This is a genomic window from Polaromonas jejuensis NBRC 106434 (assembly GCF_001598235.1).
In the GTDB taxonomy this organism is placed as follows: domain Bacteria; phylum Pseudomonadota; class Gammaproteobacteria; order Burkholderiales; family Burkholderiaceae_C; genus Polaromonas; species Polaromonas jejuensis.
Window position 1 is genome coordinate 108529 of sequence record NZ_BCYO01000016.1, and the last position, 10874, is coordinate 119402.

Sequence of the window (10874 nt, forward strand, 5' to 3'; positions counted from 1 at the left end):
CGTACCCCTCTGTTGGGCGCGTGCCTCACAAGACCTTGTCTCCCGCCGGTTTTGTCTCTTGCGCCCGCTCCCCCGCCAGCCAATCCTCCTCGATACCCCATGTTCAAATCCGCCACCTTTTTCCGCATTGCCAACGACTTCGTCCTGCCCCCACTGGAAGCGCTCGAGGAAGCACTCCAGGCGGCCCCCTTCATGCCCTGTGGCGCGACGCAGCCGGAGTCCAATGGCTGGGTTCCGCCGCGCGGCAACAAGAGCACCGTCCTGGCTGAAGCCGTGGGCCGCCAGCTCATCCTGCGGCTTTGCACCGAACGCCGCCCCCTGCCCTCGTCGGCCATCAAGGCCGCCGTCGAAGAACGCATTGAGCGCTACAAGCAGGAAACCGGCAATGAACGCGTCGGCTCAAAAATCAAGAAGGAATTCAAGGAGGAGGCCATCCTCGATCTTTTGCCCCGCGCCTTCACCAAACGCTCGTCGACGACGCTATGGATAGACCCCGTCAACAAATTCCTGGTGGTGGATTCGGGCAGCCTCACCGGCGCCGACAAGGTGGTCAGCTACCTGGTGGAGGCCCTCGGCGAAATCCCGAACGCCGGCCCCGGCATCATGGTCAAGCCCGTGCAGACGATGATGTCCGCCGCAGCGTCCATGGCGCACTGGCTGGCAAGCCGCGAAGCGCCCGTCGGCTTCACGGTCGATCGCGATTGCGAACTGAAGATGCCCGACGACCAGAAATCGGCCGTCCGCTATTCACGCCATACGCTGGAAATCGATGAGGTCGCCCAGCACATCGCCTCCGGCAAAGTACCCACGCAGCTGGCCATGACATGGAACGACCGCGTGTCCTTTGTGCTCACCGACCTGAGCCAGGTGAGAAAAATCAAGCTGCTGGACGTGGTGCTGGACGGCGTGCAGGAAAAAGGCAAGGACGACGACGGCTTCGACACCGACGCCGCCATCGTGACGGGCGAGTTGTCTGCCTTGATCCCCGATCTGCTCGAAGCCTTGGGCGGTGAACAGCCCGCCGATGCGTCCCTGCCCCCACCCGAAGCGACAACAACCGCCAAGCCGGCGCCCGAACTCGCGGACGCTTGATACCGACAAAAAAAAAAAACGGACACGCATAAAGCGGGTCCGTTTTTTAAATCAGCCCCTCAAGCTGCGCGCATCCGCCAAGCACCTGATCCAGGCCATGCGCCCGCAAAAGACAGGCGCATCGAGGAGAGGAAGCCAGGCGGCTCACGCCTCCCGGCGAACCGGCTAACTGACTAAGGCTGCCCAGCGCCGTCAGGAGCGCGTGGCCCGCGACGGGTACACCACAACAGACTCGGGCTTGGGGCGCTCCTCGACCGGCTGAGTGGCCAGCATGGCGCGCAGCTGGAGCGCATTATTGATTTCCGCTTCAATCCTGGCGATTCTCTCCACGTACATCTTGGCCAGCGCGGCATGATGCTCAGCGGCCGCCTGATGCTCGACCCGTGCCAGATTCGCCTCCTCCAGGTACTCACGAGACTTGCGAACGTGAGCGTCGGCGTGTTGTTCAAACAGATGGAATCTCATGACAACCCTCCTTGTACATGCGATGCGATACGCGGCGGCCAAAGAATTGCAAAAACCTGAAATTGTTCGAGACCGCTTTGGCTTCGCCCGTAAGACATGATCCGCTGAAGTCTTGTGCGCTGTCAATGGATGCCGGAGCGATCCGCCAATGTGTCATGGCCTCGCAACACCTTGAACCGCGGACGCGTCAGCTCACCGCGCCCGGCCGTAGCAGTCAATGCCTCGCGTTGTACGCGGTTGCCCCTGCCAGACACTTGGCTTGCCAATGAAAAGGAAAAGGCCTCCAGGAATCGCTCCCTGGGGCCTTTTGCGCCTGCGAGGCATGGCGGGTCCGGTCGGTCCACGCCATTACCCAGCGTCACGGTGTCATTGCCGTTGCCCAACCGAATCGTGCTCGCGCTGCCGGCCCCATCGGCCGCAACGACGGTATTGGCGCCGTCGCCTGGCGTGACCGCGCTGGGCCCCGACCCCGGCAGCAAATCCTGTCCGCTGGCGGCAGGACGATCTCAAAATTGGCGTGCTTTCCACGCGTTGCCCTGAGTACCCAGACAGGCATAGCCTCGCACAAGTCATAGGACGCATAGGACGGCGTGACATTTGCCCTATGGCCAATGGGTCCGGAGCCGTGATTTATTTTGAGCACAATAGACCATCATATTGCCAACAATTAAGTAAAAACTCTGATGTTTTTGTGTTGACACCAGTTTTCATGTGTGCACAATCGCGATTTAAATCGCTGGACAGCATCATGACGCTCTCTCATTCCAAGTCAACCGAAGACGACGCTCCAGCGCCGTCAACGCAAGCATCCGCATCCGACGAAAGCGACGAAACACGTATTCAGAAGCAGCTCGCTGACGCCATTTACGAGCATCGCGTGCGGCCGGGGACCAAGTTGCCCGAAGCCGATCTGTGTCGCATCTACGGTGTCACGCGCGGGGTTATCCGAAAGGTTTTGGACCGGTTGGCAATGGAACAACTGGTGGATCTGTTCCCCAACCGCGGGGCGTTTGTTGCGCAGCCATCGGTCGAGCTGACCCGTAACGTCTACGAACTGCGCCGCATCCTGGAGGCCGGAGTGGTACGTGGTCTCGCCAAATGCGGGCAGCACGCCTGGCTGAACGACGTGCGGCTGCAGGTGGCAGATGAACGCGAGGCAAACCGTGTGGGCGACACTGGCCGCTACATTCGGCTTGCCGGCAAATTCCATCTCGATCTGGCCGCAGCAACAGGCAACACGGCGCTCGAACAGCATTTGAATCGCGTCGTGTCACAAACCTCGCTCATGGTGGCTCTGTACGGCTTTTCCGGAGCAAATACCTGCTCGGCCCATGAGCATCTGGAAATCCTGGATGCCATCGAAGCGGGCGACTATGCCAACGCCGAGCGCCTGATGGACGAGCACCTGCTCGGTTGCGAACGTCAATTGCGCCTGGACGAAGAAGACTCGCCCGCGCTGGATCTGGCTCAGGCCCTGAGCCCTTCACAAGAAAATGCACCCGCCCGAAGCGCAGCGGCAACCCGCAGTGCGCGCAAGCACAAGACCCACAGCACGTAGAGGTTTCCCCGTTCATTTTCATCAAAGGAGTTAGCTCAATGAAAAAGCAATTGCTGGCACTCGGGCTGGCGCTATCCATGACGCTCGGATCCGCCGTGGTTGAGGCGAAGACCTTCACCTGGGCCGCGTCACTCGACGTCATGTCCATGGACCCGTATTCGACGAACAACTCTTTCACCAACTCGTTCATGAACAATGTCTACGAGGGACTGGTGCGCTTCAACGAGAAGGTCGAAATCGAGCCCGCGCTGGCCGAGTCATGGCAGACCGTGAGCCCCACCGTATGGCGTTTCAAGCTGCGCCGCAATGTCAAGTTCCACAACGGCGAAGCCATGACGGCCGACGACGTGGTATTTAGCTGGCAACGCGTGCAGTCCCCTGGCTCGATTGCCAAGTTGAATCTGGGCGATGTCAAGGACGTGCGCAAGGTCGATGCCTTCACGGTCGATGTCGAGACCAAGGCCCCGTTCCCGCTGTTGCTCAATGAAATGCTGAACCTCCCCATCATGAGCAAGTCATGGTGCGAGGCCAACAACGCCAAGGAAACCAGCGACCTGCAGCAGAAGAAGGAAAACTTCGCCAACCGCAATACCAACGGCACCGGTCCGTTCATGCTCAAGTCGCGTGAAGTGGACGTCAAGACCGTGCTGCTGGCCAACCCGAGCTGGTGGGACAAGCCCAGGCACAACCTGACCGAAATCAACTTCACGCCGATCAAAGCGGACGCAACGCGCACTGCCTCCCTGTTGTCCGGCGTCCTTGACGCGTCCGTCAGCGTGCCGCTGCAGGATGTACAACGCATCAACAGCTCGGGCACATTTACCGTGGTCCAGGGCCCTGACCTGCGCACGATCTTCCTCGGCATGGACCAGTTCCGCGACGAGTTGCTGTACTCCGACGTCAAGGGCAAGAACCCGTTCAAGGACATCCGCGTGCGCAAGGCGCTGTACCAGGCCATAGACGTGGAGGCCATCAAGCGCTCGGTGATGCGCGGCCTCTCCTGGCCCGCCGGCATGATTGTTTCGCCCGCACTCAACGGCGCTCCGCAAGGGCTGAACACGCGCCTGCTGCCGTTCAACCCCGATGCTTCCAAAAAGCTGCTGGCCGAAGCCGGTTATCCGGACGGATTCACGGTCGGCCTGCAGTGTCCGAACGACCGTTACGTGTATGACGAACAGATCTGCCTGGCCATCTCTTCCATGCTCGGACGCGTGGGCATCAAGATCACGCCGCAGTTTGAGCCGACTGCCAAGTGGAACATCCGTCTCAATACCCAGGACCTCTCGCTGTACATGATGAGTCACGCCGGGCTGCCGATGGCAGACGCTTACGCGATCCTGTCCGACGTGGCCGCAACACGGTCGCCAAGTCGGGGCGGACTCAATTCCGGTGGTTACTCGAACCCGGCGTTCGACGCCATGCTGCCCAAGATCGCGACGGAACTCGACCCCGCCAAACGGAAAGTACTCATGGGCGAGGCGCTGTCCATCGAACGCAATGACGTGGCCTACATCCCGCTGCACCAGCAGCCCATCACCTGGGCGTCGAAAAAGGGTGTCGAGCTCAGGCAGTCACCCGACAACCAGCTGCGCCTGTGGCTGGTGACAACACCCTGAACTGACAGGGCTAGGTCCAGAAATTCCGACGCGCGGTCTACCGCGCGTCGATTGCGCATGGCGCCCCATGTTGCGGCGTGTTGGTGACGATAGGCGTTTGCTTCATCTCCTTCCTGCCGTTCAACCCCATAGGGGCTGCGCATCGCATTTTTCGTCACCGCTTGAATTGAAGGTGTGCCGCCATGAACTCCCAGGTCATCCGCAACGTACGACCACTCGGTGAGGCCGCCGTGGATCTTGTGCTCGAACAGTCCGTTATCCAGGCCGTGCTACCTGCAGGCACGGCAGCGTTGGACATGGACTGCCTGATCGACGGCAAAGGCCAGTTGCTGCTGCCTGCTCTGGTGGAGAGCCATGTGCATTTCGACAAGACCCTGTGGGCCACGCCCTGGCGCCCGAATACCGCCGGCCCGACCCGCAATGACAGAATCAGCAACGAGCAGGGCCTGCTCAAGACCTTTGATGTGCCCATTGCCGAGCGCGCCGGCCCGCTGATCGAGCACTGCATCGCACGCGGCTCGCTGCACTTCCGCAGCCATGTGGATGTGCAAACCGTGTGGGGCTTGCGGCACATCGAGGCCATGCTGGCCCTGCGCGAAAAGTACAGGCAGCTGATCGACCTGCAGCTCGTGGCCTTCCCGCAAGGCGGCATGCTGATCCAGCCCGGCACCACGGAACTGATGCGCGCGGCACTGGACCTGGGCGTGGACATCGTCGGGGGCATAGACCCCGCAGCCATAGACCGCGACCCGATCCGGCACCTGGAAACCCTGTTTGAACTGGCGACGCGTTACGAGCGCGGCCTGGACATCCATCTGCACGACCCGGGTGACCTGGGCCGCTGGGAAATTGAACGCATCGCGGACATGACGCAGGCCTGCGGCCTGTCCGGGCGCGTCACGATCAGCCACGCCTATTCGCTGGGCGCCTTCCCTCCCAACGACTTGCTGGCGCTGGCGGATCGCCTGGCCGAACTCGGCATATCGATCATGAGCTGCGCTCCGCCACACGTCACGGTGCCGCCGGTGGCCATGCTGCGCAGCCGCGGCGTCAATGTGTGTTCGGGCTCCGACGGAATCCGCGACGCCTGGAGCCCGATGGGCAACGGCGACATGCTGGAGCGGGCCATGTTGCTGGCTTTGCGTTTTGGCTGGAGCAAGGATGCGGAACTGGCCATGGCCTTTGACATCGTGAGTTCGGGCGGAGCACGTGCACTGGGCATCCCGAACTACGGCCTGGAAGCGGGATGCCAGGCCAACCTGTTACTCATCCCGGCAGAGAACCTCGCCGAAGCGGTGGTAGACCGCAGCATGCAGCGCACCGTGATCAGCCACGGCAGGATCGTGGCGCAGGGCGGTGTGTTCACGGGACTCTGAAAGAAAGAAACGGAAACGCCATGCGCACCTGTCTCAAAGCCTCATTCGTCGTCGGATTCAACGGCTCGGCGCACGTGTTGTGGCGCGACGCCGAGGTCGTGTTCTCGGGCGACACGATAGAGTTTGTCGGGCATAACTTTCCCGGGCATGTGGACAAGACGGTGGACTATGGGCACGCCCTGATCAGCCCGGGCCTGATCGATCTGGACGCCCTGGGTGATCTCGATTCCGGCGTGTTGACGCTGGACAACGGCAGCAAGCTGGAGATGGGCCGCCTGTGGTCCGAAGACTACCTGCGCCAAGGACCGCGTGAGTCATATACCGATGAGGAAGAACGCTTCAAGTACCGCTACGCCTTCACGCATTTGATCCGCAACGGCATTACCACCGCGCTGCCCATCACCTCGATGTATTACCGTGCCTGGGCTGAACGTTACGACGAATTTGCCAGCGTCGTGGACATAGCCGGCGAACTGGGAATCCGGGCCTACCTGGGGCCGTGTTACATGAGCGGCATGACCTATGTGCGCCAGGACCGCTCGCTGGACCAGTTCTGGGATGAGCCACGGGGTCTGTCAGGATTGGAGCAAGCCCTGCGGTTCTTCCGTGATTTTGATGGCGCCCATGGCTGCCTGGTGCGCGGCATGCTGGCGCCAGACCGCATCGAGACCTGCACGCCACAACTGCTGGCGCGCACCGCCGCGGCCAGTGCCGAGCTCAAGGCGCCGGTCCGTTTGCATTGCTGCCAATCCGTTTATGAATTCGAGACCGTCGAAAAGTTGCGGCACGCCACGCCCCTGGGCTGGCTGGAGCAACTGGGCTTGCTGACGCCGCGCGCCATTCTTCCGCACGGCATTTACATCAGCGGCCATCCAGGCGTGTCCAACAAGAGTGACCACGACTGGCGGCGACTGACTGGCTCCGGAGTGACCATTGCGCACTGCCCCGCGGTTTTCGCGCGCACCGGCGAGGCCCTGGATTCTTTTGGCAAATACCGCGCAGCCGGCATCAACATGGGGCTGGGCACCGACACCTGGCCGCCGGACCTGCTGCACAACATGCAGCTTGGCCTGTACATGGCACGCGTGGTGGAAGGTGGCGCGGCACAAACCGCGATGGCGGACCTGTACAACGCGGCGACCCTTGGCGGGGCAAAGGCCCTGGGCCGCGACGACCTGGGCCGCCTGGCGGCCGGCGCGCAGGCCGACATTGTGGTGTTCGACCTCAAGGCGCCGCACCTCGGCCCGTTCTTTGACCCGTTGAAGAACCTGCTGGTGGCCGGACGCGGCACCGACTGCCGCGCCAGCTACATTGGTGGCCGCAGCGTGATGGAAGACTTTGAGGTGTGCGGCATCGACATGCACGCCCTGCAAGATCAGGCCAACCGGCAATTCGAGAAACTGATGGCCAGCCACCAAAGCCGGGCTTTCGGCAATCCGCCGCCAGAGCGGCTGTTTCACCCGGTTTTTCCCTGGGCAAGCTGACGGGCCGCGACGTCCGGTAGCCAATACGGCGGCTACCCACTTAGCTCCACTGGCCCCAGGATGCAGCGTTTGCGCTTTCTCCATGGGCACGCAGCGCGGCGAGTGCCAGCGCATGGACGCGTCATACGCCAAGGTGGAGCGACTGGCCAGCGCCAAACTCGAATTTTGTGCATCGGTAACGCGCACGGCGGGCGCAGGAAACGCTTGCAAATATGGGCGTTCCACGCATGGTCTTCTGGCGACAAGCGTTCGCGCGGGGCGTTGACACTGTAACAAGGTGTGAGTTCGCAGAACTGCTGGACATGCCGTCTGTCTAATTTTTATATACGGGATTTCCCCGTATATATTTACGCTCGAGATCATGAGCCAGCACTTGAAAGGCGTAGCGAAACGCCTGACATTTTCGCTACTGCTCGCATCCGGTCTTGCAGGCTGCGCCACATATGAGGCCGCCTATCCGGGAGGTTACTCGCCCTATGGCACGTACCCATATGGTCAGCCCGCCTATGCAATCGCTCCAGACTATATAGGGGCCTCTGCGTTCTTCGACTTTGGGCTCTTTTCAGACGGTGGTCATCGTCATCACAGGTTCCATGGTGATCATGATGGGTTCCACGACGGTAGTCATGGACTCCAGGGCGGAAAAGGTTTCGGCCACCACGTAGGCATGGGCGGAATGACTCCGGCCACTCGTACCACCAGCGCCCAAGGTGGAGTGGGTCACCACGAAGGCAAGGGCGAAGTGGGTCATCATGAAGGCGCAGCCGGAATGGGTCACCACGAAGGCGGCATGGGCGCTAGGGGCGGAGAAAGCCATCCTGGCCTCCTCCGTCATTAGACTGTCGCAGCGACCGCGTAACACACAGGGGCGTAAAAATGCCCGCGCAGGGCGGGCTGGTCGCATCGCTCACTTCAGAGATCAAAGTTTCGCATTTGTTGCCACTAAAAGACTGCATCGGACTTTTGGCGATGTGATTGGCCAATTTACCCGACGTTTTGGTCGGCGCAATCCCGACAACACACCGGCAACGAGGTCCACTACAGAATTTGCTCGCAACAGTCCGCCCTTTGCGGTCACTGAGAATTGAGCTCGGGGTGAACCAGGGCTCTTTATTCCATTTCTAAATCATTCGTGAACACGAAGGCGAAGCGCAGACAGTACAGACGTACGGCAAGCGAAGCCGACAAAGTGCACGGATGATTTAAAAATGGAATAAGGTGTTTTCCTAGATACGTTTACTAGAGGGAACGCCACGGTCGTGGTGCTCTCCTGTGGGCCCGAAGCAGCCTTCCGCCGGCAAAAAGACATTGGCGATGGCTCAAACCTTCCGGGAAGTTTTCTTTGATGCAATGACGATGTTTGCGCTTTCTACAAACCCCTGTATCAACCGCAAGCGAGCAGATGCGCGAAGCCACAAAACCCCAAAACGACGCGCTTCGGAAGGCATTGGGAGGGCGATTTTGGTGACCCGTTGGCCTTCGAGCAGCGGCGAGGCGATGTCCGGTATGAGGGACACGCCGAGTCCACGATCCACCATCATCGCGATGGCCAGCAGCGAGCTCAGCTCAAAGCGCTCCTGCGGCACGATGCCGGCTGCGCGGATGTAGCGATCAGCCTGCTTGCCGCCGCCAAGGCTTCGGTCGTAGCGAATCAGTGGCGAAGTGCGCAGGAGTTCGTGGGGGTCCCGGCCTGCCAGGCGGCTTGGCACCAGCAACACGAGCGGCTCCTCTCTTAGCAATGTCCAATCGAAGGTTTTCGCAAGCGTGAAATTCGGGTAGAGGCAGACCGCCGCATCCAGCTCACCCTGTTCGACGGCCCGGTATAGCGTGCTGGTCGTTCCCGATTGAAGAAACACCTTGGCGCCGGGATGCGATTTGACGAAGCGGGCGAGGATGTCGGGGAGCAGGCTGTGAAGGGCGGTGTTGATGGTGCCGACGACAAGCTCTCCGCCGGCCATGTCGCTGCCAAGAAGCGCCTTGATGTCGCCAACGTCACGCAGAAGCGCCCTGGCCCTGGTCACCAATAGATGGCCGGCCCCGGTCGGCTGCACCGTGCGGCCGGCGCGCGCCAGCAGCGGCGCGTTGAGCTCGCGCTCCAGCGTGCGGACCTGCTGAGCGACGGCGGCGGGTGTCAGGTCGAGCCGGCGTGCCGCTTCGGACATCGAGCCCGATTCCACGACCAGAAGGAAGCTGCGAAGATAGGCTGTTTCCATAAATATACATTTTCTATCATCTCATCATAGAGTGTGTATGTTGTTCTTGCTTCATGCATGGCCGACACTGCCTTCATGAGAAGCAAACTGTTTGTTCCGGGCTCGCGCCCCGAGCTCTTCGCCAAAGCCTTGAACGGCGCCGCGGACGGCATCTGTTTTGATCTTGAAGACGCGGTTGCCGAGCCGCGCAAAGCCGAGGCCCGAAGCGCCGTACGCGAATTTTTGCAAAGCGGCGGGACAGCGGCCACGGGCAAGATTCTGATCGCCCGGGTCAACGCGATGGACACGCCGCACTTCGCGGACGACATCGCCGCCGTGGTCCAGCCCGGCGTGCATCTGATCAATCTGCCCAAGCCGGAAAGTCCAGCGCATGTGTGCGCCGCCGTCGCGGCGATCGCCCGTGCCGAACATGCCAACGGTGTACGCACGCCGCTTGGCCTCCTGCTCAACATCGAAGCACCGAAAGCGCTGCGCATGGCCGCCGAACTCGCGGCGGCGGACCCGCGCGTGGTTGGCCTTCAAATGGGCCTGGGCGATCTGTTCGAACCCCTGGACATCGCCCGACGCGAACCTGCGGCGATCCAGCAGGCGATGTTCGCGATCCGCATGGCGGCCGGCGAGGCCGGCGTCTATGCCTACGACGGGGCGTTCGCCGACATTCGGGACACCGAAGGCTTCCGCGCCGAGGCGGCGTTGTCGCGCCGTCTGGGTTTCCTGGGCAAGACCTGCATCCACCCGAGCCAGATCGCCATCGCCAACGAGGTATACCGCCCGTCCGACGAGGAAATCGCGCACGCGTGCAAGGTCGTCGAGGCCGCCCGCAAAGCGGATGCCGACGGCGTAGGCGCCTATGTGGTCGACGGAAAAATGATCGACATCCCCTTCGTGATCCGCGCCCGCGCCATCGTCGCAAGCGCCCGCAGCCTCGGGCTTCTGCCCGGCTGAATATCGACCGAGAGCGTGAGAGTTTTTCGAATTCACTCCCTCTCCCTCTGGGAGAGGGCGGGGGTGAGGGCCGGTGAGTGGCCACGACCGGGGCGCGCGGGCCCCCCCCCCCCCCCCCCCCCCCC

9 protein-coding genes are annotated in these 10874 nt (G+C 61.6%); 6 read left to right on the forward strand and 3 right to left on the reverse strand.

The window, feature by feature from the left end; genetic code table 11:
• The first annotated feature begins 99 nt into the window (after positions 1 to 99).
• Positions 100 to 1092, forward strand: coding sequence for a recombination-associated protein RdgC (locus PJE01S_RS17095; RefSeq protein WP_068834844.1), 993 nt, complete (start codon positions 100 to 102; stop codon positions 1090 to 1092).
• A 192-nt stretch (positions 1093 to 1284) separates the two neighbouring features.
• On the opposite strand, the gene PJE01S_RS17100 is transcribed toward PJE01S_RS17095, so the two are convergent.
• Positions 1285 to 1557: a hypothetical protein gene (locus PJE01S_RS17100; RefSeq protein WP_068834845.1), complete on the reverse strand. Its 273-nt coding sequence runs from the start codon at positions 1555 to 1557 to the stop codon at positions 1285 to 1287.
• Between the two features lie 748 nt (positions 1558 to 2305).
• Here PJE01S_RS17100 and PJE01S_RS17105 point away from each other — a divergent pair.
• The 4 genes from PJE01S_RS17105 to PJE01S_RS17120 all read left to right on the forward strand — a co-directional run bounded on the left by PJE01S_RS17105 (position 2306) and on the right by PJE01S_RS17120 (position 7591).
• The gene (locus PJE01S_RS17105) at positions 2306 to 3115 is read left to right on the forward strand and encodes a GntR family transcriptional regulator (protein ID WP_068834846.1); all 810 of its coding nucleotides are present in this window, start codon (positions 2306 to 2308) and stop codon (positions 3113 to 3115) included.
• Between the two features lie 38 nt (positions 3116 to 3153).
• Complete coding sequence (locus tag PJE01S_RS17110; protein ID WP_068834847.1) at positions 3154 to 4731, forward strand: ABC transporter substrate-binding protein; 1578 nt, start codon at positions 3154 to 3156, stop codon at positions 4729 to 4731.
• A 182-nt stretch (positions 4732 to 4913) separates the two neighbouring features.
• The gene (locus PJE01S_RS17115; protein ID WP_068834848.1) at positions 4914 to 6107 is read left to right on the forward strand and encodes an amidohydrolase family protein; all 1194 of its coding nucleotides are present in this window, start codon (positions 4914 to 4916) and stop codon (positions 6105 to 6107) included.
• 20 nt (positions 6108 to 6127) lie between these two features.
• Entirely contained in the window at positions 6128 to 7591 is a 1464-nt protein-coding gene (locus tag PJE01S_RS17120) for an amidohydrolase family protein (RefSeq protein ID WP_068834849.1), read from the forward strand.
• 562 nt (positions 7592 to 8153) lie between these two features.
• Here PJE01S_RS17120 and PJE01S_RS25255 read toward each other — a convergent pair.
• Entirely contained in the window at positions 8154 to 8408 is a 255-nt protein-coding gene (locus PJE01S_RS25255; protein WP_068834850.1) for a hypothetical protein, read from the reverse strand.
• A gap of 502 nt (positions 8409 to 8910) precedes the next feature.
• A complete protein-coding gene (locus PJE01S_RS17130; RefSeq protein ID WP_068834851.1) occupies positions 8911 to 9804 on the reverse strand; it encodes a LysR family transcriptional regulator in 894 nt (297 codons plus the stop codon).
• 75 nt (positions 9805 to 9879) lie between these two features.
• Between PJE01S_RS17130 and PJE01S_RS17135 the strand changes: the two genes are divergently transcribed.
• A complete protein-coding gene (locus PJE01S_RS17135; protein ID WP_068834863.1) occupies positions 9880 to 10749 on the forward strand; it encodes an HpcH/HpaI aldolase/citrate lyase family protein in 870 nt (289 codons plus the stop codon).
• Positions 10750 to 10874 lie beyond the last annotated feature (125 nt).

Coding starts and splice junctions, on each gene's coding strand:
- PJE01S_RS25255 (WP_068834850.1), bottom strand. CDS start 8,408: ATGGCTTTCTCCGCCCCTAGCGCCCATGCCGCCTTCGTGGTGACCCAT.
- PJE01S_RS17115 (WP_068834848.1), top strand. CDS start 4,914: ATGAACTCCCAGGTCATCCGCAACGTACGACCACTCGGTGAGGCCGCC.
- PJE01S_RS17120 (WP_068834849.1), top strand. CDS start 6,128: ATGCGCACCTGTCTCAAAGCCTCATTCGTCGTCGGATTCAACGGCTCG.
- PJE01S_RS17105 (WP_068834846.1), top strand. CDS start 2,306: ATGACGCTCTCTCATTCCAAGTCAACCGAAGACGACGCTCCAGCGCCG.
- PJE01S_RS17100 (WP_068834845.1), bottom strand. CDS start 1,557: ATGAGATTCCATCTGTTTGAACAACACGCCGACGCTCACGTTCGCAAG.
- PJE01S_RS17135 (WP_068834863.1), top strand. CDS start 9,880: ATGAGAAGCAAACTGTTTGTTCCGGGCTCGCGCCCCGAGCTCTTCGCC.
- PJE01S_RS17095 (WP_068834844.1), top strand. CDS start 100: ATGTTCAAATCCGCCACCTTTTTCCGCATTGCCAACGACTTCGTCCTG.
- PJE01S_RS17130 (WP_068834851.1), bottom strand. CDS start 9,804: ATGGAAACAGCCTATCTTCGCAGCTTCCTTCTGGTCGTGGAATCGGGC.
- PJE01S_RS17110 (WP_068834847.1), top strand. CDS start 3,154: ATGAAAAAGCAATTGCTGGCACTCGGGCTGGCGCTATCCATGACGCTC.